The organism is Xanthomonas sp. GW (assembly GCF_014236815.1).
Taxonomy (GTDB): Bacteria; Pseudomonadota; Gammaproteobacteria; order Xanthomonadales; family Xanthomonadaceae; genus Xanthomonas_A.
Genome location: NZ_CP051189.1, coordinates 4,068,036 through 4,089,289, shown reverse-complemented (window position 1 = coordinate 4,089,289; position 21,254 = coordinate 4,068,036). Strand labels below are relative to the sequence as shown.

The following is a 21,254-nucleotide window of genomic DNA, read 5'->3' as shown; positions in this document are numbered from 1 at the left end:
GAAGCTCTATGCGTCAGACCAAGGAAACCTCCGGACTCGTTCTGGTCGTCGAGGACAACCGCAACATCTCCGAAATGATCGGCGAATACCTGGAAGGCCGGGGATTCGAAGTGGATTACGCCTGCGATGGCCTGGACGGCTACCGCCTGGCGGCGGAGAACAGCTACGACGTGGTGGTGCTGGACCTGATGCTGCCACGCCTGGACGGCATCGAAGTGTGTCGCCGTTTGCGCAACGACGCGCGCAAGTCCACGCCGGTGCTGATGCTGACCGCGCGCGACACGCTCGACGACAAGCTCACCGGCCTGGGCTTCGGCGCCGACGATTATCTGACCAAGCCGTTCGCGATCCAGGAACTGGAAGCGCGGCTGCGCGCGTTGATCCGCCGCGAGCGCCGCCAGGTCGGCTCGGAAGTGCTGAAGGTGGCCGATCTGGTGCTGGATCCGGTGAGTATGCGTGCGACCCGTGCCGGCACCGAACTGCAGCTGTCGCCGATCGGCCTGCGCCTGTTGACCATCCTGATGCGCGAATCGCCGCGCGTGGTCACCCGCCAGGAGATCGAGCGCGAGATCTGGGGCAACGGCCTGCCCGACTCGGATACGCTGCGCAGCCATCTGTACAACCTGCGCAAGATCATCGACAAGCCGTTCGACCGGCCGCTGCTGCACACCGTGCAGAGCGCCGGCTACCGCATCGCCGACATCGCCCAGCCGATGAGCTGAGCGGTACCGGCTGGCTTCGTTAAGAGGCCGGCGTTCGTTACGCAGCAGGCCCCGGCAACGGGGCCTGCTTGCACGGCGGATTCACGATTCGCCCTCCTATAATCGCGGCGACTTCACACGGAAGCTGTAATGCCGCACGGTTTGCCGCGCAAAATCCGCCTTGCCCTGATCGCCCGAATCCTGTTCGCTGGCTGCATCGTGGCGTTGGGCAGTTATCTGGTGGTCGCGGTCGTGCAGCACTCGCTGGTGGGATCGGTGATGCGCCAGGAAGCCGCGCACTACTGGCGCCTGTATGCGCAGTCTCGCGCGCAGCCGCCGCCCAACAGCCACACCTTGCGCGGTTATCTGGTGCCGGCCGGGCAATCGGATGCGGCGGTGCCGGCGAATCTGCGCAGTCTCGATCCCGGTCTGCACGAGAACCGCCCTGGCGGCGAAATGGTGCTGGTCGACGAGACCAAAGCCGGGCGCCTGTACCTGGTATTCCTGCGCGCGCAGGCGCAGCGCCTGGCGTTCTGGTTCGGCATCGTGCCTGCGCTGCTGACCCTGATCGCGGTCGTGGTGGTGGGGTGGCTGACCCATCGCGCCTCGCGGCGGCTGCTGTCGCCGGTGAACTGGCTGGCGCGGCGCGTATCGCAATGGGATCCGCGGCATCCGTCCACCGCCGACTTGGCGCCGGAAAACCTGCCGGCCGACGTGCAGGGCGAATCGCGGCAACTGGCCGCCGCGCTGCATGCGCTGGCCTTGCGCGTCACCGACCACGTGTCGCGCGAGCGCAACTTCACCCGCGATGCCAGCCACGAATTGCGCACGCCGCTGACCGTGATCCGCGTCGCCAGCGACATCGCGATGACCGATCCCGACCTGCCGCCGCGGCTGGGCCGCAGCCTGCAGCGCATCCAGCGCGCCGGCCGCGACATGGAGGCGGTGATCGACGCGTTCCTGATCCTGGCGCGCGAGGCGGACGTGGTGCCGCAGAGCGAGACCTTCGAGGTCGCCGACGTGGTCGAGTACGAAGCCGAGAATGCGCGCGAGCTGTTGACCAGCAAGCCGGTGACGCTGACCGTCAGCGTGCTCGCCGCCACGCGCCTGCACGCGCCGCCGCGGGTGCTGCACGTGGTGGTCAGCAACCTGCTGCGCAACGCCTGCAGCTATACCGATGCCGGCAGCATCGTAGTCGAGATCGGCAGCGACCGGATCAGCATCCGCGATACCGGCATCGGCATGTCCAGCGAAGCGCTGCAGCGCGCGTTCGAGCCGTTCTTCCGCGCCGAGCCTGACCGCCCGCAGGGCACCGGGCTGGGCCTGTCGATCGTGCGCCGGCTGTGCGAGCGCTTCGGCTGGCGGATCGGGCTGGAAAGCGCGGAAGGTGGCGGCACCACCGCCACCGTGCGCTTCGATCCGGTCAAGTGAGCGGCCGGATCGCCTGAAACGCCGGCGTCGGCGCGAGCGCGCTCAGCGCTTCAGATACGGCCGCACCGTGTCGCGCCACAGCGCATAGCCGGCGGCGTTCATGTGCAGATGGTCCGGACCGAACAGTTCGCCGCGCGGTTGCCCGTCGGCGCCGAGCATCGGCGTGGCCACGTCGATGAAGTCCACCCGCTTCAGCCCGGCGGCGGCCTTGCGGATCAGCGCATTGGCGTCAGCCACCTGCGGCAGCAGCGCCGCGCGCGCCGGGCTGGGCTTGATCGAGATGTAGGCGATGCGGGTCGTGGGCAGGTCGCGGCGCACCCGCGTCACGAAGGCCAGGAAGTCGTCGCGCAGTTGCTGCGGGCTGCGGCCGCTGTTGAGGTCGTTGTCGCCGGCGTAGAACACCACCAGGCGCGGCCGGTACGGCACCACGATGCGGTCGGCATACCAGGTGCTGTCGCGAATCTCCGAACCGCCGAAGCCGCGGTTGAGCGTGTCCACGCCGGGGAAATCGCTGGCCAGCGAGGTCCAGAAGCGGATCGAGGAACTGCCGACGAACAGCACGCCGCCGGGCTTGGGCGGATGCGCGGCATCGGCCTGGGCGAAGCGCTGCATGTCCTGTTCCCAGTCCGGACTGGAGACCTGTTCGGGGATCTTCGGCGCGGCGGCCGGAGTGAGCGCCAGGGCCGAATGCAGGCCCAGCAGGAACAGGCAGGTGGCGAGCAGCGCGGTGCGCAGCGGCGAGCGGGACATGTGCGTCTCCTGGATGCGACGGAGCGGCGATGGTGCCGCAGGCGCGGCGAGGCAGGCAAATCGGAGGCGTGCGGCGGTTCATTTCAGCGGCGAACGGGGGCTTGTGGCAAAATTGGCGCCTAGCCCGCTTCGCCATTGCCCATGACCGTTCTCTTCCGGCCGTTGCCGTTGCGTTCCCGTTCCGCAGGCCAGGCCTGATCCATGGCCGACCAATTCGGGCACCTGCCGCGCGGACCGCGCCGGATGCTGATGGCACTGCGCTGGTCGTACCAGGGGCTGCGCGCGGCCTGGCTGCACGAGTCCTCGTTCCGGCTGGAAGCGTGCCTGTTCGTGCTGCTGGCGCCGCTGGCGCTGTGGCTGGGGCAGGGGCCGGTGCAGCAGGCGCTGATGATCGGTTCGCTGCTGCTGGTGCTGGCGGTGGAACTGCTCAATTCGGCGATCGAGGCGGTGATCGAGCGCTATGGCCCGGAGCACCACGAACTGGCCGGCCGCGCCAAGGACATGGGCTCGGCGGCGGTACTGCTGATGCTGGCCAATGTCGTGCTGTGCTGGGGCCTGATCCTGCTGCCGCGCGTGCTGTGACGTCCGCCTGTCTTTTTTACCGTTAAAGGATTCGACCCCATGGCTCTCGAGTTTCTCGCCGATCCCAACACCTGGCTGACGCTGCTGACGCTGAGCGCGTTGGAAATCGTGCTGGGCATCGACAACCTGGTGTTCATCTCCATCGCGGTGGGCAAGCTGCCCGAGGCGCAACGTCCGGCCGCGCGCAAGTTCGGCATCGCGGTGGCGTGCCTGACCCGCATCGCGCTGCTGGTGTCGCTGGCGTTCCTGGCGCGGATGCAGGGCGAGCTGTTCAGCGTCGCCGGCATGGGCATCTCGGTGCGCGACCTGGTGTTGATCGTCGGCGGCGTGTTCCTGCTGGTGAAGGGCACGATGGAGATCCGCGAGATGATCACCGGCGGCGAAGACGCCGATCCGACCACCAGCAAGGCCTCGGGCGTGTTCTGGATGGTGATCGCGCAGATCGCGGTGATCGACATCGTGTTCTCGCTGGACTCGGTGATCACCGCGGTCGGCATGGCCCAGCACATCCCGGTGATGGTGGCGGCGGTGCTGCTGGCGGTGGCGGTGATGCTGCTGGCGGCCAACCCGCTGGGCCGCTTCATCGACGCCAACCCGACGGTGAAGATGCTGGCGCTGGCGTTCATTCTGATGATCGGCGTGGTGCTGATCCTGGACGGCCTGGACGTGCACGTGCCCAAGCCCTACATCTACGCGGCGATGGGCTTCTCGGTGCTGGTGGAATGGCTGAACCTGCTGATGCGCCGCCGCGCCGCCGCGCACCACGTGCCCGGCGCCGGCAAGTGGTGAACGGCTGACCCAGGCGCGGCTGCGTTTTCACGGGGGGCGTGGCAAGCTGCGCCCTGTCTTTGCCCCGGAGAGCGCCATGCGCCTGTTGTCCCGCTCGTTGTTCCTCGCCGCCGTGGTGGCGCTGTTGTCCGGTTGCGGCTACAACGCGATCCAGCAGAAGGACGAGGCGGTCAAGGCCGGCTGGTCCGAGGTGCTGAACCAGTACAAGCGCCGCGCCGACCTGATCCCGAACCTGGTCAACACGGTCAAGGGCTATGCCGACCAGGAGCGGCAGGTGCTGACCGACGTGACCAATGCACGTTCGCGGGTCGGCCAGGTCCAGGTCAACGCCGACGATGCGGCTTCGCTGCAGCAGTTCCAGCAGGCGCAGGGCCAGCTGTCTAGCGCGTTGTCGCGGCTGCTGGTGGTCACCGAGAACTATCCGAACCTCAAGTCCGACCAGTCGTTCCGCGACCTGCAGGCGCAGCTGGAAGGCACCGAGAACCGCATCACCGTGGCGCGCGGCCGCTACATCCAGGCGGTGCAGGACTACAACACCTTCATCCGCTCGTTCCCGCAGGTGATCACGTCGAAGATCTTCGGCTACAAGGAAAAGCCGAACTTCTCCGTGGCCAACGAGGCGCAGATCTCCGAGGCACCAGCGGTGAATTTCGGTAGCCAGCCGGCGCAGACCGCGCCGCAAGCGCAACCGCAGCAGTCGCCACAGCCGGCACCGGCGCAGTAAGCGCGTTGCAGCGCCTGGCGGTGCCGACGATGGCGCCGCTGCGCGCCAGCCCGCGCTGCGGCGTCCGGCCAGGTTGTGCAGCCGGGCTGGCGGCTTAAGCCAGCGAACCGCTTCCCGGGCCACGCCGCCGCTGCGGTTTCTTCCCTTGGATGCCGCCGCGCGATCGCGTCGGCAGGAGTCTGCAATGCGCGATACGACCACCCGCCACCGTCCTGCGCGCCGCGGCCGGCATGCCTGGATCTGGATGCTGCTGCTGGCGCTGTTGCCGCTGCTGGCCTGGGCGCAGGCGGCCAGCCAGGCGCCGATCCCGCCGCTGGACACGCCGGTGGTCGATACCACCGGCACCTTGCAGCCGACCCAGCGCCTTGCGCTGGAGCAGCAGGCGGTGCAACTGCAGCAGCGCAAGGGCAGCCAGCTGCAGGTGCTGGTGGTCGCGACCACTGCGCCGGAGACGATCGAGCAGTACACCCAGCGCGTGTTCGACACGTGGAAGATCGGCCGCAAGGGCGTGGACGACGGTGTGCTGCTGGTGGTGGCCAAGGACGACCGGCGCGTGCGCATCCAGCCCGGCTACGGCCTGGAAGGCGCGATTCCCGATGCCACCGCCAACCGCATCATCCAGGAGTACCTGGCGCCGCGGTTCCGCGCCGGCGACTACAGTGGCGGCATCGCCGAGGCCACCGCGATGCTGGTCAAGCTGATCGACGGCGAACAGCTGCCGCCGCCGGTGAGCACGCACGCAGCCGAATCGCGTTCCGGCGGCAAGCTGCCGCTCGGTTTCTTCGGTGGCCTGTTCGCTGCCTTCGTCGCGCAACTGCTGTTCGCACGCGCGCCGCGTCTGCTGCGCGGCGTGCTGGCGGCGCTCGCCGGCGGTGGCGTGGGGCTGCTGCTGAGCCTGTCGCTGTTCGTCGCCGCGCTGACCGGCGCGATCGGGCTGGTGCTGGGCCTGCTGTCGGGCGTCTCGCCGGGCCGCTCGGTCGGCGGCGGTGGCGGCGGTGGTTGGGGTGGCGGCGGATTCGGAGGCGGCTTCGGCGGCTTCGGTGGTGGTGGTTTTGGAGGAGGCGGTGGCTTCGGCGGTGGAGGCGGAGGCGGCGGCTGGGGCGGAGGCGGCGGCAGTTCGGGAGGCGGTGGCGCCTCGGGGAGTTGGTGATGCGTCTGCTACGCCATCTGTTCGCGCCGGCGGCGCGCACGCTGTTCCCCAACGCCAGCCTGGAGCGCATCGGCGCAGCGATCGCCGACGGCGAACGGCTGCACCGCGGCCAGGTGATGTTCGCGGTCGAATCGGCGCTGGCACCGGCGGCGCTGCTGCGCGGCATGGCGCCGCGGGCGCGCGCCGAGCAGGCCTTCGCGCAATTGCGCACCTGGGATACCGAGGCCAACAACGGCGTGCTGATCTATCTGCTGTTGGCCGACCATCGGATCGAGATCGTGGCCGATCGCGGCCTGCGCGGGCGCGTCGACGCCGCGCAATGGCGCGAGGTCTGCGCGCTGATCGAGCGCGACATGCGCGCCGGCCAGCCCGAGCAGGCGGTGATCGCCGGGGTGGCGGCGGTATCGGCCTTGCTGGCCACGCATTTCCCCGCGCAGCCGGGCCAGGCCGAGCCCGACGAATTGCCGAACATGCCGCAACTGCTGGATTGAGCGCCGCCGCGGCATGGTCGCTGCGATGCGGGTCGCGCTGGCCCGCAGATGAAGCGGTAGCGCCGCTGCCCGTCGCGACTGCGGCGGCAGCCGGCGCCGATGGCAGACGCTTGCGCCTGCCGGCAGATGAAGGGGAGCGCCGTCCAAGTCGACCAAGACCACGGCAGCCGATGGCAGACGCATGCGCCTGCCGGCAGATGAAGCGGAGCGTCATCCAAGTCGACCGAGACCACGGCAGCAGCCGGCGCCAGTGGCAGAATAGGCGACCCTCGCCCTCCGGCCGACGCTCCCCGCATGACCTATCTCCACCAGATCGACCCCATCGCCTTCTCGCTCGGCCCGGTGAAGGTGCACTGGTATGGGCTGATGTACCTGGCCGCCTTCGCCTCGGCGTGGTGGCTGGGCCGGCTGCGCATCCGCGCCGGCCGCCTGCCCGGCGTGGACATGGAAGGGTTTTCCGACCTGCTGTTCTACGCGATGCTCGGCGTGGTGCTCGGCGGGCGCATCGGCTACATGCTGTTCTACGCGCTGGGCGATTTCCTCGCCAACCCGCTGCTGATCTTCAAGGTCTGGGATGGCGGCATGAGCTTCCACGGCGGCCTGATCGGCGTGCTGGTGGCCGCTGCCTGGTGGTCGCGCAAGTCGCGACTGCATTTCTTCGACACCATGGACTTCGTCGCGCCGCTCGTGCCGCTGGGCCTGGGCTTCGGTCGCGTCGGTAATTTCGTCGGCGGCGAGCTGTGGGGCAAGTTCACCAATGCCGGTTGGGGCGTGATCTTCCCGCGGACGCCGGAGTTGCAGGACTGGCCGCTGGCGCAGATCCAGGCGCAGTACGCCAGCGGTGCGCTGGACAAGTTCGCGCGGCATCCCTCGCAGCTGTACGAGGCGGTGCTGGAAGGCCTGGTGATGTTCGCGATGCTGTGGGCGTTCTCGCTGCGGCCGCGCCGGCGCTATGCGGTGTCCGGCCTGTTCGCGCTGCTGTACGGCGTGTTCCGCTTCGCGGTGGAGTTCGTGCGCGTGCCCGATGCGCCGATCGGCTACCTGGCGTTCCATTGGCTGACCATGGGCCAGATCCTGAGCACGCCGCTGATCCTGCTCGGCCTGTTCCTGCTGTGGCGCTCGCGCCGCGCGCCGGTGTTGCAGCCGGCACCGGTCGCCGTGGATGCCAAGCCATGAAGGCCTACCTGGACCTGCTGCGCCACGTACTCGAGCACGGCGCGGAGAAATCCGACCGCACCGGCACCGGCACGCGCAGCGTGTTCGGCTGGCAGATGCGCTTCGATCTCAACGCCGGCTTCCCGCTGGTGACCACCAAGAAGCTGCACCTGCGCTCGATCGTGCACGAGCTGCTGTGGTTCCTGAAGGGCGAAACCAACATCGCCTACCTCAAGGACAACAAGGTCAGCATCTGGGACGAGTGGGCCGATGCGCAGGGCGAACTCGGCCCGGTGTACGGCAAGCAGTGGCGGCGCTGGACCGGCGCCGACGGCGGCGAGATCGACCAGATGCAATGGCTGGTGGACGAGATCAAGCGCAATCCCGATTCGCGGCGCTTGGTGATCAGTGCCTGGAACGTGGCGGAATTGCCGCAGATGGCGCTGATGCCGTGCCACAGCCTGTTCCAGTTCTATGTGGTCGACGGCAAGCTCAGTTGCCAGTTGTACCAGCGCAGCGGCGACATCTTCCTCGGCGTGCCGTTCAACATCGCCAGCTACGCGCTGTTGACCCACATGGTGGCGCAGGCCACCGGCCTGGGCGTCGGCGATTTCGTGCACACGCTGGGCGACGCGCACCTGTATTCGAACCATTACGACCAGGCGCGCGAACAACTGTCGCGCACGCCGCGGCCGTTGCCGACGCTGCGGCTGAATCCCGCGGTCACCGACCTGTTCGCGTTCACCTACGACGACATCGCGATCGAGGGTTACGACCCGCATCCGGCGATCAAGGCGCCGGTGGCTGTATGAAGCGTCGGGACTCGGGACTTGGGACCCGGGATTCGGAAAAAGCAACGGCGGTGGCATCGGCGAGGACGGAGAGGGACGAATCCCGAGTCCCGAGTCCCAAGTCCCGATTGACGTTGATCGCCGCGCTCGATCGCGCCAATGCCATCGGCCGCGACAACGATCTGCCGTGGCGCTTGCCGGACGACCTGAAGCGCTTCAAGGCGCTGACCCTGGGCAAGCCGGTGCTGATGGGGCGCAAGACCGCGCAGTCGCTCGGGCGCGCGTTGCCGGGGCGCTTGAACCTGGTGATGACGCGCTCAGGGCAGGTGCCGTTCGAGGGCATGCAGGCGGTCGCTTCGCTGCAGGCGGCGATCGAGGCGGCCCAGGCCAGCGGCGCCGAAGAGCTGTCGGTGATCGGCGGCGGCGACATCTTCGCGTTGGCGCTGCCGCACGCCGAGATGCTGTATCTGACCCACGTGGACACCGTGGTCGACCATGCCGATGCGCATTTCCCGGCGTTCGATCCGGCGCAGTGGGAGGTCGTGGCGCGGCAAGCGCATGCGGCCGATGCGAGGCATGCGCTGGCGTTCGAATTCGTCGATTACCGGCGCAGGCATAGCGCGCCGTAGCGGATTCGTGCGGGCGGCGCGGCGTCTGTTGTAGGAGCGGCTTCAGCCGCGACAGGATCTCGCCGCTAACATCCTGTCGCGGCTGAAGCCGCTCCTACACGTGGCAGCCTGCCTGCCGCCAGCCATCCTCATTCCTGAGCGGGCGGCGGCGGTGTAGTGGCACCGCCACCCGCACCACGCCCACCTCCGGACCTGCGCCGCGGCGGCCGCGCACGCGGTACCGGCGGCGGCCCTTCGATCGGGCGCCCCGGCACCTGCACCACCTGCAGGTCTTCGCTGTCCAGGCGCAAGGCGGTGAGCTTGCCGCCCCAGACCGCGCCGGTGTCGATCGCGTGCACGCCCTGGGTGATGGTCAGGCCCAGCGTGGACCAGTGGCCGCAGACGATCTTCAGGTCGCGCTCGGCGCGGCCCGGCACTTCGAACCACGGATACAGGCCCTGCGCCTGGGTGCCCGGGGTGCCTTTCTCCTCGATCGCGATGCGCCCGCGCGGGGTGCAATAGCGGGCGCGGGTGAACAGGTTGATGATCGCGCGCGAGCGGTCGTAGCCGGTCAGCCCCGGCGACCAGGCCGGGCGGTCGCCGTACATGTTGCGGAACAGTTTGCGGTAGCCGCTGCCGTGCAGTTGCTGCTCGACTTCGCGCGCATGCTTCTCGGCCAGGGTGGTGGTCCACTTCGGCGCCAGGCCGGCGTGGATCATCATCCAGCCCAGTTCGCGGTCGGCGTGCAGCAGTTTCTGCATGCGCAGCCAGGTCAGCAGTTCGTCGCGGTCCTCGGCCAGCACGATGCGCTGCAGGTCCGGATTGACCTTGCGCTGCTCGTCCGGGCTGCGCTCGCCGATCGCCAGCAGCGACAGGTCGTGGTTGCCCAGCACCACCTCGCTGTGCGCGCGCAGCGAGTGCACCAGGCGCAAGGTTTCCAGCGACTGCCCGCCGCGGTTGACCAGGTCGCCGCAGAACCACAGCCGGTCCACCGCCGGGTCGAAGCGGATCTTCTCCAGCAGCCGCTGGGTGATGTCATAGCAACCCTGCAGGTCGCCGATGGCCCACACGCTCATGCGGGCGCCATCAGTGCAGCGTCCGCGGCACGGTCAGCACGAATGGCGCGACCGGCGCGACGAAGTGGGTGCCGTCGTCGGCTTCCATGTCGTAGTGGCCGCGCATCGTGCCGTGCTCGGTTTCCAGCATCAGTCCGGAGGTGTAGCGGAAGTCCTCACCGGGACGCAGCCGCGGCTGTTCGCCGACCACGCCGTCGCCGTCCACGCGCTCTACGCGGCCGTTGCCGTCGGTGATTTCCCAGTGCCGGGCGATCAGCCGCGCGGCGACGCGGCCGCGGTTGTGGATACGGATGGTGTAGGCGAACGCGTAGCGTCCATCCTCCGGCGCCGATTGGTCGTCGAGGAACCGGGGCGATACTTCGACCTCGATCCGATAGGGGGCATCATCGTTCATGCCTCACAGTGTAAGCAAAGCCGGCGCAGGAATGGACTGCGAGCCGTCTACGAGCGCACTGCAGGCAGCGCGCGCTGCGGCCGCTGCGCATCGTAACGCGTGTCGCCGGCCGGCCGCGCAGTGCGATCCGCGCTGTTGCGACCTTCGTGTGGGCGCGCCGGCATGCACGTGAAGCGGAGAGATGCGGATCGCGCTGCGACGCGCGGCCGCGGGACTCAGGCCTGCGCCACGTTGGCCAGGCGCACGAAGTCGGCGACCTCCAACTGCTCGGCGCGGGCATCCGGGCGCACCCCGGCGGCCTCGAACTGGGCCGCATCGCAGACTCCGCCCAGCGCATTGCGCAAGGTCTTGCGGCGCTGCCCGAACGCCGCGCGCACCACGTCGGCGAAGCGCCGCCGGTCGGCGATGCCGATGTCCTGCGGCGCATGCGGCACCAGCCGCACTACCGCCGAATCCACTTTCGGCGGTGGCCGGAACGCGCCCGGCGGCACCACGAACAACGAGGTCACCTCGCAGTACGCCTGCAGCATCACGCTGAGCCGGCCGTAGACCTTGCTGCCCGGCCCGGCGGCCATGCGGTCGACCACTTCCTTCTGCAGCATGAAGTGCATGTCGGCGATCGCCGCGGCATGGTCCAGCGCGTGGAACAGGATCGGCGAGGAGATGTTGTAGGGCAGGTTGCCGACCAGGCGAATGCGGCCGCCGCCGGCCAGTTCGGCGAAATCCACCGACAGCACGTCGCGGTTGAGGATGGTCAGTTCGCCGATCCCTTCCGCCCCGGCGGTCAGCGGCGCGATCAGGTCGCGGTCGAATTCGATGACGGTCAGGCGGCCGTGGCGGCGCAGCAGCGGGAAGGTGATCGCGCCCTGGCCGGGGCCGATCTCGACCAGCAGTTCGTCGGGCTTGGGATTGACCGCGCGCACGATGCTGTCGATGTAGTCGCGGTCGCTGAGGAAGTGCTGGCCAAGCGATTTCTTGGCCGGGGCGCTGAAGCCGGAATAGGAAGTCATGCGGGCATCTTATCGGGATGGGGCCGGGATGGCGTGCGCGGCGCCCTGTAGGAGCGGCTTCAGCCGCGACCTTGGCGCTACCGGTAACGCCCTGTCGCGGCTGAAGCCGCTCCTACACAAGCGTGCTGCGCGCGGCCAGTTGCGCGCATTGCGCGACCGCGGCGAACAGGCTGGACGGGTCGGCGAGGCCGTGGCCGGCCAGCTCCAGCGCGGTGCCGTGATCGACCGCCACGCGCGGGTAGGGCAGGCCCAGGGTCAGGTTCACCGCCTGCTCGAAGCCGCTGTACTTGAGCACCGGCAGGCCCTGGTCGTGGTACATCGCCAGCACCGTGTCGAAGCCGGCCAGTTTCTGCGGCAGGAACGCGGTGTCGGCCGGCAACGGGCCGACCAGGCGCATGCCCTCGGCGCGCAAGGCGGCGAGGACCGGCGCCATCACCTCGATTTCTTCGCGGCCGAGGTGGCCGTCTTCGCCGGCATGCGGGTTCAGCCCGAGCACCGCGATGACCGGCGCGGCGATGCCGAAGTCGCTGCGCAGCGCGGCATGGACGATGCGCAGACAGCGCTCCAGCAACGCGGGCGTCAGCGCGTCGGCGACCGCGCGCAATGGCAGGTGGGTGGTGGCCAGGGCCACGCGCACGATTTCGTTGGCCAGCATCATCACCACCTCGCACCCAGCGTGGCGGGCGAGCAATTCGGTGGTGCCGGTGTAGGCGATGCCGCCGTCGTTGATCGCCGCCTTGTGCACCGGACCGGTGACCAGGCCGGCCAGCTCGCCGCGCAGGCAGGCGTCGGCGGCCTGGGTCAGCGCGCCGATCACTGCGGCGGCATTGGCCGGATCGGTATGGCCGAAACGGCTGGGCACGGCATTGCCCACCGCGCGCAGGCGCAGATCGCCAGGTACCAGCGCGGGGGCGGATTCGGGAAGCAGCTGCAGCGGCAGCGACAGCGCCGCTGCGGCGGCGTGCAAGGTGTCGGGATCGGCGAAGGCCAGCAGTTGGCAGTCGCGTCGCGGCTGTTGGGCCAGCCGCACGCACAGTTCCGGGCCGATCCCGGCCGGCTCGCCCGGCACCAGCGCGAGCGAGGGCAGCACGGCTTACGGCTTGGTGGCGGCCGGTGCCGGGGTCGCCGCCGGCGCGGTGGCGTCGGCAGCCGGCGCGGCGGAGCTCTCGGCACCGCCGACGCGCAGGTTCACATAGGCTTCGCCGCGCATTTCCTGCAGGAAGCGGTTGTACTCTTCCTCCAGCTTGCGACGGCCGATGGTCTCGCGGACCTGGGCACGCTGGGTGTCGCTGGTCACGTCGGTCTGGCGCGTGGCGACGCGCTGCACGATGTGCCAGCCGGCCTCGGTGCGGAACGGCTGCGAGATCTGGTTGTCGCTCAGGCCTTCGATCTGGTGGCCGAAGTCCGGGCCGAACGCGTCGGCCGGGAACCAGCCCAGGTCGCCGCCCTGACCGCGGCTGTTGGCGTCGTCGGAAGACTCCTTGGCCACGGCCTGGAAGTCGGCGCCGCCGGCGATGCGCGCACGCAGGGTCTCGATCTTGGCCTTGGCGGCCGCATCCGGCTGCGCCTCGTTGACGCGGATCAGGATGTGGCGGGCGTGGTACTCGGTGACCGTCTTCTTTTCCGGGTTGGCCGAGGCATCGCGGATCTCGACCAGCTTCAGCAGCTGGAAGCCGCTGGGGCCGCGCAGCGGGCCGGCGACCTGGCCCGGCTTCATGTCGCGGATCAGCTGCGCGAAGGCGTTCGGGATTTCGTCCAGGCTGCGCCAGCCGAGGTCGCCGCCTTCCAGCGCGTTGGGGCTGTCGGAATAGCGCACCGCAGCCGCGCTGAAATCGATCTCGCCCTTGTCGATCAGGGTCTTGACCCCGTCGATCTTGCCCTGCCCGGTCTTGATCTGGTCGGCGGTGGCGCCTTCCGGCAGGCCGACCAGGATGTGCGCCAGGTGGTACTGGGCCCCGGTGGTGGCCTGCTGCGCCAGCGCCGCATCCACTTCGCTCTCGCTGACGTTGATGCGGCTCTGCGCGAAGCTCTGGCGCAGGCGCTGCACGGTGATCTCGTCGCGCACCGAGTTGCGGAAGTCGTCGAACGCCATGCCGTCGGCGGCGAGCTTCTTGCGCAGGCCGTCCACGTCGGTGCCGTTCTGCTGGGCGATGCTGCCGATGGCACGGTTCAGTTCGTCGTCGCCGACGCGGATCCCGGTGCTGTTGGCGCGCGCCACCTGCAGCTTGACCAGCACCAGGCGCTCGAGCACCTGGCGTTGCAGCACGTTGTCCGGCGGCAGCTGCGCCTCGCGGCCGGAATACTGCGCCTTCACGTTGCGAACGGCACGATCCAGTTCGCTCTGCAGTACGACATCCTCGTCGACGACCGCAGCGATGCGGTCCAGTGGTTGGGTTTGTTGCGCGGCAGCCGGAGCGGACACGCCGGCGATCGCCAGCAAGGTGACGAGGAAAGCAGAGAGGGTATTGGTCATGGAATCAGGTTCGGATCGTAAGCGTCCGGATCGGTCGTGGTGTTGCTGGGCGGGACCAAGTACAGGTCGTCGCGGTTGTAGCCGAGAATAGCACGGCGCAGAACGCGGTCCGTGTCCTGGCCAAGCGAGGAGAGTCCCTTCAGCACGAACTCGACCTGGAACGCGGTGTCCAGATCGCCTTCGCGGTTGCGCACGTAGCGCCGCGCCAATGCGCGCACGGCCAGGCAGCAGCTGTCCCACTGCACGCCGGCGATGATTTCCAGCGGCTTGCTGTCTTCCAGCGAATAGTAGTGGCGCCCGACCAGGCTCCAGGTCGGGTTGATCGGGTACAGCACCGACACGTCGGTCTGCTCCAGCAGGTCGCGGCGGAAGCGGTAGCTGACGTTGATGATGCCGTCGCCCGGCAGCAGATAGCGGGTGCGGAAGCTGGCCAGGTCCTTGCGCCGGTACTTGGGATCCCACTGGTAGGTGGCGCCCATTGTCCAGCGGTCGTTGATCATGTAATTGGCGTCGGCGATCCACGCCGACTTGCCCTGCTCGATGGTGGTGTTGCTGCCGGGCAGGCTGACCCTGGAGTCGTTGAAGTACAGGATCTGGCCGAGGCTGACCGACAGCTTTTCCTTGCCGTCGTCCTGGCGCAGCAGGCGCGAGCTCAGCGCCAGGGTCATCTGGTTGGCGTCGTTCTGGCGATCGGCACCGGTGTAGCGCGAATCGCGGAACAACTGGCCCCAGCTGAAGGTGAATTCGCGCGTGTCGAAGATCGGCAGGTCGTCCTGGTTGCGGTACGGCGTGTACAGATAGAACAGCCGCGGTTCCAGGGTCTGCAGGTAGTTGGTGCCGCCGAACTTGGCGTCGCGGTCGAAATACAGGCCGGCATCGACGGTGGTGATCGGCAGGCTGCGCGTGGGCGAGGTGTCGCCGCCGAGCGTCGCCGCCAGGTCCTTGTCCAACTGATAGGCGGTGTAACGCCAGGCCACGGTCGGCTTCAGGAACCACGCCGCGCCGGCCAGCGGCATCGAGATGTAGGGCTTGAGGTCCAGGCGGGTGCCGCCGGGTTTCTCAGTGGTCACGCCGGTGCGTTCGTACAGCGCGTCCTTGGCATGCACGTCGTCATGCACGAAGCGCACCGCTTCGCTGTAGACGCCGGCCTCGAAGTAGTTGCCGAAGGACTGGTCCCAGTTGAAGAAGGCGCGCGGCTGGCGGTTGTACGGCAGCGCGTCCTCGGTCAGGGTGTAGTCGGTCAGCTGCCAGCGGTCGGCCATCAACCCGGCGGTCCAGGTCTCGCCGGTGCCGTAGATGCCGACCGTGCTCTGCAGGTTGGATACCGAGTTGCCGAGCAGGCGGTTGGAGAAGTCTTCCGTATAGCGCTCGTCGCTGACCCAGGCCACGGAAGCGCGTGCCTGCCAGTGCGAATCGAGGTTGTGGTAACCCTGGTATTCGAACTTGCCGCGGTCCTTGTCGCGCAACTGGTCGTCGGGCATGTAGGTCGCCTCGACCTCGCCCTTGCCGCCTTCGTACAGGTAGCGGAACTCGCTGCCGAGCATGAAGCCGCGCGAACTCATGTAGCGCGGATACAGCGTGGCATCGTAGTTCGGCGCCAGATTGAGGTAATACGGCTGCATGTAATCGAAGCCGTTGCGCCCGGACATGCCGATTGCCGGGAACAGGAAGCCGCTGGTGCGACGGTCGTCGATCGGGAACTTGAACCACGGCGCGTACAGGATCGGCACGTTGTAGATCTTCAGGATTGCGTTGCGCGCAGTGCCGAAGCCCTCGTCGTTGTCGACGTCGATCTCCGGCGCGTGCAGCTCCCACACCTGCTGCGACGGATCGCAGGTGGTGTAGGTGGAGCGGTGCATCTGTCCCAGTGCGCCCTGCAGGTCGACCGAGTCGGCCTTGCCGTTGCCGCGGCGCTCGATCAGCTGGTAGCGGATGTTGCTGATCTTGTGGGTGTCGGTGTCCTGGTTGCCTTCGGCACGGTCGGCGATCATGCGGATCGACGAATCCTGGTAGCGCACGTGGCCCTCGGCAATGTAATTGCCGGTCTCGGTATCCACACGCAGGCTGTCGGTGCCCATGAACTGGTCGCCGCGCTTGAGCGCGACGTTGCCGGTGTAGTTCGGGATCGTGGTGGTGCCGGACAGCTTGTCGCCGACGATGTCGGTCGGCTGCTGATCGCGGATCGCGGCCATCTTCGGGTCGACCTTGGGTGCGTCGTCGAACTTGGGCAGCACGTCCGGGGTCGGGCACAGTCCCCAATTGGGCGGCTTCTCGGCCGCCATCGCCGGCAGGCAGAGAGCGATACTGAACGGAAGGGGTAGCAGGCGGAGGGCTCGGCGCACGCGCGTCAGGTATCGGGCTAAAACGACCGCTAGCTTGCCCCATCCCATGCATGGGGGCAATGAAGACGTCCCCCACTCGGGGGACGGGGTTCATCCGCCCGGGCCGGCCTCAGCGCAGCGCGTCGACGTGGGCGACGCTGCATTCGCGCAGCGCCTGCAGGTCGTAACCGCCTTCCAGCAGCGACACCACGCGGCCGCGCGCATGCCGTTCTGCCAGCGCGCGCAGCTCCGCGGTGAGCCAGCCGAAGTCCTCGGTTTCCAGCATCAGGTCGGCCAGCGGGTCGCGCATGTGCGCATCGAAACCGGCCGAGATCAGCAGCAGCTGCGGCTTGAACGCGTCCAGTAGCGGCAGCATCTGGTCGGCCCAGGTGTTGCGGAAGCGGAAGCCGCCGCTGCCCGGCGGCAGCAGCGCGTTGTGCAGGTTGCCGACGCCGCGGTCGTGGACCCCGCCCGAGTTGGGGAACAGCCCGGACTGGTGGGTGCTGAGGTACTGCACGTGCGGATCGCGCTCGAAGATCGCCTGGGTGCCGTTGCCGTGATGCACATCGAAGTCGACGATGGCGATCCGTTCCAGGCCGTGCGTGTCGCGCGCGTGGGCGGCGGCCACGGCGACGTTGTTGAACAGGCAGAAGCCCATCGCGGTGGCGGCGGTGGCGTGATGGCCTGGCGGGCGCACCGCGCAGAAGGCGGTGTCGGTCTCGCCGCGCATCACCGCGTCTACCGCGGCCAGGCCGGCGCCGGCGGCGCGCAGCGCGGCGGCGCGCGAGCCGGGCGAGATCACCGTGTCCACGTCGAGCATGCGCTTGCCGTCGATATCGGCCAGGACGCTGTCGATCAGCTCGCGCTCGTGGACCCGGGCCAGATCGCCGAGCTTGGCCAGCGGCGCCTCGCGCCATGCCAGGTCGGGAAAGGCCTCGCGCAGCGCCGTGGTGACGGCCTGCAGGCGTTCCGGCCGCTCCGGGTGTTCCGGACCGGGTTCATGGCCCAGGCAGGCGGGATGGGTATAGATCAGCATGCCTGCCGCCGGGTCCGCGCGCCGCCGCTGCCGCTCAGGCCTGGCGGCGGTCGTGGCGCCACAGCACTTCGCCCTGGCCATCGGCCCGGGCCAGCACCCGCGCCAGCACGAACAGCAGGTCGGACAGGCGGTTGAGGTAGCGCACCGCCTCCGGCCGCACCGCGTCCTGGCGCGACAGCGCCACCGTCTCGCGCTCGGCGCGGCGCACGATGGTGCGCGCCAGGTGGCAGCGCGCCGCGGCCTCGCCGCCGGCCGGCAGGATGAAATCCTTCAGCGCGGGCAGGGTGTCGTTGTAACGGTCCAGGTGCTGCTCGAGCGCGTCGATGTCGGCGTCGTGGATCGCCGCATGGCCGGGGATGCACAGCTCGCCGCCCAGGTCGAACAACTGGTGCTGGATCGCGGTCAGCAGGGTGCGCACGTCGTCGGCCAGCGCACAGGCCAGGACCACGCCGATCGCCGAATTGGCCTCGTCGACGGTGCCATAGGCGGCCACCCGCGCCGAATCCTTGCCGACCCGGTTGCCGTCGCCCAGGCCGGTGCTGCCGTCGTCGCCGGTGCGGGTGTAGATCTTGGAGAGACGATTGCCCATCGTCGGAACCGGGCCCCGGCTCAGTGGCCGGCGGGCTGGCCGCGCTGGCCCAGCCGCGCCAGCTGCTCGACCCCGACCTGGACCGCCGCGGCCAGCGCTGTGTACAGCGCCGCGCTGCCCAGGTACGGCAGCAGCCAGTCGCTGTAGTTCTGCCACCAGCCGGCGATGGTCGGGTTGGGCACGCTGCGGCTGACCCAATAGAAGCTGCCCTGCGCGATCAGGTGGCACACCGCCACCGCCACCACCAGGCTGGCTGCGGTCAGGCCCAGCGCACGCCAGTCGGCGCCGCGGTAGCGCCCTGCCAGCCAGCTGCCGCCGGCCCACAGCGCGAAGTAGGCCGGGATCAGGCACCAGTACGCCGGCGACACGCAGTAGTGCTGCCAGAAATTCAGGCCCTGACCACGGATCACCAGGTAGTCGACCAGCACCGCCAGCGCCATCAGTCCCGGGAACGCCCAGCGGGTCCAGCCGCGCAGATAGAAGCCGCCGACGAAGAACACCGCCCAGGAGGCGTCCGGAATCGCGCCGAAATGGTTGATGCGGGTCGCGGCCAGCAGCGCGGCCAGCAGGAGCAGGGCGGGAAGGCGGTGGCTGGAAGGAGTCATGGCAGGCGGGCACCGGTACGGAGATCGCCGATTCTACTGGAAGCGGCGAGCCTGGGGCGCGGGCCGGCGGCGGGCAGCGCCAGGGCGGCGGTGACCTGGCCGCGGCGGCGCGCGGGACAAAGCGGGCGCAGCTGGCATGTCGCTGCGATCACCGACAGTTCGGGCGCCGGTCGTATCATGGCCGGATGAGCAAACGACATGACGTAGTGATCGTCGGCGGCGGCCTGGTCGGCGCCAGCCTGGCCATCGCGCTGGACCGGCTGGGCGTGGACGTGGGCCTGGTCGAGGCCGCGCCGCCGGGCGCGCTGCCGCCGGTGTTCGACCAGCGCAATCTCAGCTTCGCCGCGGCCACGGTCAACGCGCTGGGCGCGCTCGGGGTGATGCAGCGGCTGCGCACGCCGACCGGCCCGATCCGGCGCATCCACGTCAGCCGCGAAGGCGATTTCGGCCGGGTGCGGCTGGAGGCGGCCGACTATGGGCGCGAGGCGTTCGGGCAGGTGGTGGTGGCGCGCGATTTCGGCGAGGCGCTGGAAGCGCGGCTGGCCGAGGCGTCCCACGTCAGCCGCTACCGGCCGGCGCAGTTCCTGGCGCTGGAAGCCGGCGAGGACGCGTCGTGGCGTGGCGTGCGCATCGTCCAGGGCGGCGCCGAACAGGTGCTGCAGGCGCGGCTGCTGGTCGGTGCCGACGGCAGCGCCAGCGCGGTGCGCGGCGCGCTGGGCATCGATGCCGCCCGCCACGATTTCGCCCAGACCCTGTTCGTGGCGCGGGTGCGCGGCAGCCGCCAGCCCGACGGTACCGCCTACGAGCGGTTCCGTGACGACGGCCCGAGCGCGCTGCTGCCGCGCGGCGACCGCCACTACGGCGCGATCCACGCGGTCGCCGCCGAGCAGGCCGACGCGGTGGCCGCGCTCGACGAGGCCGCCTGGCTGCAGCGCCTGCAGGAGGCGCTGGGCTGGCGCGTCGGCCGCCTGCTGGGCAGCGGCGAGCGCAGCGCCTATCCGATCGTGCAGGTGCTGGCCGAGCGCCTGACCGACGCGCGCGCGGTGCTGCTCGGCAACGCCGCGCAGACCCTGCACCCGCTGGGTGCGCAGGGCTTCAACCTGGGCCTGCGCGATGCGCTGACCCTGGCCGAACTGATCGAGCGCGACCGCGCCGATCCGGGCGCGCCGGCGCTGCTGCAGCAGTACGCGCAGCGCCGCGAGCAGGACCGGCAGCGCACTGTCACCTTCTCCGGCGGCTTGGCACGGTTGACCGCCAACCCGGCGCCGCTGTTGCGCCCGCTGCGCAGCCTGGGCCTGCTGGCGGCAGCGCAGGCCGCGCCGCTGCAGTCGTTCCTGGTCGGCGGCGCGATGGGATTCCGCGGCGAAGTGCCGCAGCTGTGCCGGGAGATGACGCCATGAGCCGGCGCGGCGTGCTGGACGTGGTGGTGGTAGGCGGCGGCGTGGTCGGCGCGGCCTGCGCGTTGGCGCTGGCCGCCGAAGGCCTGGCGGTAGCGCTGGTCGAGGGCCGCGAGCCGCCGCGCTGGTCGCCGGCCGAGCCGGACCTGCGCGTGTACGCGTTCGCCCCGGACAACGCTGCGCTGCTGCAGGCGCTGGGCGTGTGGCCGCAGGTGCTGGCGCGGCGCGCGCAGGCCTACCGGCGCATGCGCGTGTGGGATGCCGGTGGCGGCGGCGAGCTGGACTTCGATGCCGATGCGCTGGGCCGCGACCAGTTGGGCTGGATCGTCGAGCATGCGTTGCTGGTCGAACAGCTGTGGGCGGCGCTGCCGGCGGCCGGGGTGCAACTGCACTGCCCGGCGCGGGTCGAGGCGGTGGAGATGGCGGAGGAGCGCGTGCGGCTGCGCCTGGACGACGGCAGCCGGCTCGACGCGCGCCTGGCGATCGCCGCCGACGGCGCCGATTCCACGCTGCGCGGCCTGGCCGGGCTGGATGCACCGGCGCACGACTACGGCCAGCGCGGCGTGGTCGCCTTCGTGCACACCGACGTGCCGCACCAGGACACCGCCTGGCAGCGCTTCCTGCCCGGCGGCCCGCTGGCGTTCCTGCCGTTCGCCGACGGCCGCAGTTCGATCGTGTGGACGCTGCCCGAGGCCGAGGCGGCGCGGGTGCTGGCGCTGGACGACGCCGCATTCGGCGCCGAGCTGACCCAGGCCTTCGGCGCGCGGTTGGGCGCAGTGCGCGCGCTGTCGCCGCGGGTCGGTTTCCCGCTGCGCCGGCAACTGGTGGAGGACTACCACCGCGACCGCCTGCTGGTGCTGGGCGATGCCGCGCACGTTGTGCATCCGCTGGCCGGGCAGGGCGTCAACCTCGGCCTGCGCGACGTCGCCGCGCTGGCCGCGCAGGTGCGCCAGGCGCAGGCGCGGCGGGTCGACTGGTCGGCGCCGCACAGGCTGGCGCGCTGGGCGCGCGGTCGCCGCAGCGACAACACCGTGGCTGCCTACGGCTTCGATACGATCAACCGGCTGTTCTCCAACGACGAGATGCACCTGACCCTGCTGCGCGGCCCACTGCTGGGCCTGGCCGGCAAGTTGCCGCTGCTGATGCATGGGTTCTGGAAGCGCGCTTCGGGGGTGTAGCGC

General features: G+C 69.6%; 22 protein-coding genes. 12 read left to right on the top strand and 10 right to left on the bottom strand.

Annotation, left to right across the window (positions count from 1 at the left end; all coding sequences use genetic code 11):
- The first annotated feature begins 8 nt into the window (after nt 1-8).
- On the top strand, nt 9-722 hold the full coding sequence (locus HEP73_RS17700; protein WP_003481607.1) for a response regulator transcription factor: 714 nt from the start codon (nt 9-11) through the stop codon (nt 720-722).
- A gap of 129 nt (nt 723-851) precedes the next feature.
- Nucleotides 852-2,132, top strand: coding sequence for a sensor histidine kinase (locus tag HEP73_RS17695; protein WP_185820936.1), 1,281 nt, complete (start codon nt 852-854; stop codon nt 2,130-2,132).
- A 42-nt stretch (nt 2,133-2,174) separates the two neighbouring features.
- Here the strand turns inward: HEP73_RS17695 and HEP73_RS17690 are convergent, their stop codons facing one another.
- Entirely contained in the window at nt 2,175-2,882 is a 708-nt protein-coding gene (locus HEP73_RS17690; protein ID WP_185820935.1) for an SGNH/GDSL hydrolase family protein, read from the bottom strand.
- 201 nt (nt 2,883-3,083) lie between these two features.
- Between HEP73_RS17690 and HEP73_RS17685 the strand changes: the two genes are divergently transcribed.
- The 8 genes from HEP73_RS17685 (at nt 3,084) to HEP73_RS17650 (ending at nt 9,193) form a co-directional block, all read left to right on the top strand.
- On the top strand, nt 3,084-3,464 hold the full coding sequence (locus HEP73_RS17685; RefSeq protein ID WP_185820934.1) for a diacylglycerol kinase: 381 nt from the start codon (nt 3,084-3,086) through the stop codon (nt 3,462-3,464).
- Between the two features lie 39 nt (nt 3,465-3,503).
- On the top strand, nt 3,504-4,253 hold the full coding sequence (locus tag HEP73_RS17680; protein ID WP_185820933.1) for a TerC family protein: 750 nt from the start codon (nt 3,504-3,506) through the stop codon (nt 4,251-4,253).
- 76 nt (nt 4,254-4,329) lie between these two features.
- Nucleotides 4,330-4,977, top strand: a complete 648-nt coding sequence (locus HEP73_RS17675; RefSeq protein ID WP_185820932.1) for a LemA family protein — start codon at nt 4,330-4,332, stop codon at nt 4,975-4,977.
- Nucleotides 4,978-5,161: 184 nt separating this feature from the next.
- Nucleotides 5,162-6,127, top strand: a complete 966-nt coding sequence (locus HEP73_RS17670) for a TPM domain-containing protein (RefSeq protein ID WP_185820931.1) — start codon at nt 5,162-5,164, stop codon at nt 6,125-6,127.
- Nucleotides 6,127-6,618, top strand: coding sequence for a TPM domain-containing protein (locus HEP73_RS17665; RefSeq protein ID WP_185820930.1), 492 nt, complete (start codon nt 6,127-6,129; stop codon nt 6,616-6,618). Before HEP73_RS17670 ends, HEP73_RS17665 begins: the two co-directional genes overlap by 1 nt.
- Nucleotides 6,619-6,912: 294 nt before the next feature.
- On the top strand, nt 6,913-7,794 hold the full coding sequence (lgt, locus tag HEP73_RS17660; protein ID WP_185820929.1) for a prolipoprotein diacylglyceryl transferase: 882 nt from the start codon (nt 6,913-6,915) through the stop codon (nt 7,792-7,794).
- The gene (locus tag HEP73_RS17655; protein ID WP_185820928.1) at nt 7,791-8,585 is read left to right on the top strand and encodes a thymidylate synthase; all 795 of its coding nucleotides are present in this window, start codon (nt 7,791-7,793) and stop codon (nt 8,583-8,585) included. Before lgt ends, HEP73_RS17655 begins: the two co-directional genes overlap by 4 nt.
- Nucleotides 8,586-8,692: 107 nt before the next feature.
- A complete protein-coding gene (locus HEP73_RS17650; RefSeq protein ID WP_185820927.1) occupies nt 8,693-9,193 on the top strand; it encodes a dihydrofolate reductase in 501 nt (166 codons plus the stop codon).
- A 128-nt stretch (nt 9,194-9,321) separates the two neighbouring features.
- Here the strand turns inward: HEP73_RS17650 and HEP73_RS17645 are convergent, their stop codons facing one another.
- The 9 genes from HEP73_RS17645 to HEP73_RS17605 all read right to left on the bottom strand — a co-directional run bounded on the left by HEP73_RS17645 (nt 9,322) and on the right by HEP73_RS17605 (nt 18,676).
- A complete protein-coding gene (locus tag HEP73_RS17645) occupies nt 9,322-10,248 on the bottom strand; it encodes a symmetrical bis(5'-nucleosyl)-tetraphosphatase (RefSeq protein WP_185820926.1) in 927 nt (308 codons plus the stop codon).
- 10 nt (nt 10,249-10,258) lie between these two features.
- Complete coding sequence (gene apaG, locus HEP73_RS17640) at nt 10,259-10,642, bottom strand: Co2+/Mg2+ efflux protein ApaG (protein WP_145705570.1); 384 nt, start codon at nt 10,640-10,642, stop codon at nt 10,259-10,261.
- Between the two features lie 215 nt (nt 10,643-10,857).
- Nucleotides 10,858-11,652: a 16S rRNA (adenine(1518)-N(6)/adenine(1519)-N(6))-dimethyltransferase RsmA gene (gene rsmA / locus HEP73_RS17635; RefSeq protein WP_185820925.1), complete on the bottom strand. Its 795-nt coding sequence runs from the start codon at nt 11,650-11,652 to the stop codon at nt 10,858-10,860.
- Nucleotides 11,653-11,764: 112 nt separating this feature from the next.
- Entirely contained in the window at nt 11,765-12,742 is a 978-nt protein-coding gene (gene pdxA, locus HEP73_RS17630; protein ID WP_185820924.1) for a 4-hydroxythreonine-4-phosphate dehydrogenase PdxA, read from the bottom strand.
- A 3-nt stretch (nt 12,743-12,745) separates the two neighbouring features.
- The gene (locus HEP73_RS17625; RefSeq protein ID WP_185820923.1) at nt 12,746-14,125 is read right to left on the bottom strand and encodes a peptidylprolyl isomerase; all 1,380 of its coding nucleotides are present in this window, start codon (nt 14,123-14,125) and stop codon (nt 12,746-12,748) included.
- Complete coding sequence (gene lptD / locus HEP73_RS17620) at nt 14,122-16,467, bottom strand: LPS-assembly protein LptD (protein WP_458309627.1); 2,346 nt, start codon at nt 16,465-16,467, stop codon at nt 14,122-14,124. The genes HEP73_RS17625 and lptD overlap by 4 nt, the downstream gene beginning before the upstream one ends.
- A 109-nt stretch (nt 16,468-16,576) precedes the next feature.
- Nucleotides 16,577-17,482 carry a histone deacetylase family protein gene (locus HEP73_RS17615; RefSeq protein WP_185820921.1) on the bottom strand — a complete coding sequence of 302 codons (906 nt, stop codon included), beginning with the start codon at nt 17,480-17,482 and terminating at the stop codon, nt 16,577-16,579.
- Between the two features lie 34 nt (nt 17,483-17,516).
- A complete protein-coding gene (locus HEP73_RS17610; RefSeq protein ID WP_179568257.1) occupies nt 17,517-18,071 on the bottom strand; it encodes a cob(I)yrinic acid a,c-diamide adenosyltransferase in 555 nt (184 codons plus the stop codon).
- 20 nt (nt 18,072-18,091) lie between these two features.
- On the bottom strand, nt 18,092-18,676 hold the full coding sequence (locus HEP73_RS17605; RefSeq protein ID WP_185820920.1) for a hypothetical protein: 585 nt from the start codon (nt 18,674-18,676) through the stop codon (nt 18,092-18,094).
- 185 nt (nt 18,677-18,861) lie between these two features.
- On the opposite strand from HEP73_RS17605, the gene ubiH reads away from it, so the two are divergent.
- Together ubiH and HEP73_RS17595 are read left to right on the top strand one after the other, a co-directional pair.
- Nucleotides 18,862-20,076: a 2-octaprenyl-6-methoxyphenyl hydroxylase gene (gene ubiH / locus HEP73_RS17600; RefSeq protein ID WP_185820919.1), complete on the top strand. Its 1,215-nt coding sequence runs from the start codon at nt 18,862-18,864 to the stop codon at nt 20,074-20,076.
- Nucleotides 20,073-21,251 (top strand): UbiH/UbiF family hydroxylase, encoded by a 1,179-nt coding sequence (locus HEP73_RS17595; RefSeq protein ID WP_185820918.1) that lies wholly within the window; start codon nt 20,073-20,075, stop codon nt 21,249-21,251. Before ubiH ends, HEP73_RS17595 begins: the two co-directional genes overlap by 4 nt.
- Nucleotides 21,252-21,254: the final 3 nt, after the last annotated feature.

Excerpts from the sequence above, each read along its gene's own strand:
- HEP73_RS17700 (WP_003481607.1), top strand. The coding sequence starts at position 9 with ATGCGTCAGACCAAGGAAACCTCCGGACTCGTTCTGGTCGTCGAGGAC.
- HEP73_RS17695 (WP_185820936.1), top strand. The coding sequence starts at position 852 with ATGCCGCACGGTTTGCCGCGCAAAATCCGCCTTGCCCTGATCGCCCGA.
- HEP73_RS17690 (WP_185820935.1), bottom strand. The coding sequence starts at position 2,882 with ATGTCCCGCTCGCCGCTGCGCACCGCGCTGCTCGCCACCTGCCTGTTC.
- HEP73_RS17685 (WP_185820934.1), top strand. The coding sequence starts at position 3,084 with ATGGCCGACCAATTCGGGCACCTGCCGCGCGGACCGCGCCGGATGCTG.
- HEP73_RS17680 (WP_185820933.1), top strand. The coding sequence starts at position 3,504 with ATGGCTCTCGAGTTTCTCGCCGATCCCAACACCTGGCTGACGCTGCTG.
- HEP73_RS17675 (WP_185820932.1), top strand. The coding sequence starts at position 4,330 with ATGCGCCTGTTGTCCCGCTCGTTGTTCCTCGCCGCCGTGGTGGCGCTG.
- HEP73_RS17670 (WP_185820931.1), top strand. The coding sequence starts at position 5,162 with ATGCGCGATACGACCACCCGCCACCGTCCTGCGCGCCGCGGCCGGCAT.
- HEP73_RS17665 (WP_185820930.1), top strand. The coding sequence starts at position 6,127 with ATGCGTCTGCTACGCCATCTGTTCGCGCCGGCGGCGCGCACGCTGTTC.
- lgt (WP_185820929.1), top strand. The coding sequence starts at position 6,913 with ATGACCTATCTCCACCAGATCGACCCCATCGCCTTCTCGCTCGGCCCG.
- HEP73_RS17655 (WP_185820928.1), top strand. The coding sequence starts at position 7,791 with ATGAAGGCCTACCTGGACCTGCTGCGCCACGTACTCGAGCACGGCGCG.
- HEP73_RS17645 (WP_185820926.1), bottom strand. The coding sequence starts at position 10,248 with ATGAGCGTGTGGGCCATCGGCGACCTGCAGGGTTGCTATGACATCACC.
- apaG (WP_145705570.1), bottom strand. The coding sequence starts at position 10,642 with ATGAACGATGATGCCCCCTATCGGATCGAGGTCGAAGTATCGCCCCGG.
- rsmA (WP_185820925.1), bottom strand. The coding sequence starts at position 11,652 with ATGACTTCCTATTCCGGCTTCAGCGCCCCGGCCAAGAAATCGCTTGGC.
- HEP73_RS17625 (WP_185820923.1), bottom strand. The coding sequence starts at position 14,125 with ATGACCAATACCCTCTCTGCTTTCCTCGTCACCTTGCTGGCGATCGCC.
- HEP73_RS17615 (WP_185820921.1), bottom strand. The coding sequence starts at position 17,482 with ATGCTGATCTATACCCATCCCGCCTGCCTGGGCCATGAACCCGGTCCG.
- HEP73_RS17610 (WP_179568257.1), bottom strand. The coding sequence starts at position 18,071 with ATGGGCAATCGTCTCTCCAAGATCTACACCCGCACCGGCGACGACGGC.
- HEP73_RS17605 (WP_185820920.1), bottom strand. The coding sequence starts at position 18,676 with ATGACTCCTTCCAGCCACCGCCTTCCCGCCCTGCTCCTGCTGGCCGCG.
- ubiH (WP_185820919.1), top strand. The coding sequence starts at position 18,862 with ATGAGCAAACGACATGACGTAGTGATCGTCGGCGGCGGCCTGGTCGGC.
- HEP73_RS17595 (WP_185820918.1), top strand. The coding sequence starts at position 20,073 with ATGAGCCGGCGCGGCGTGCTGGACGTGGTGGTGGTAGGCGGCGGCGTG.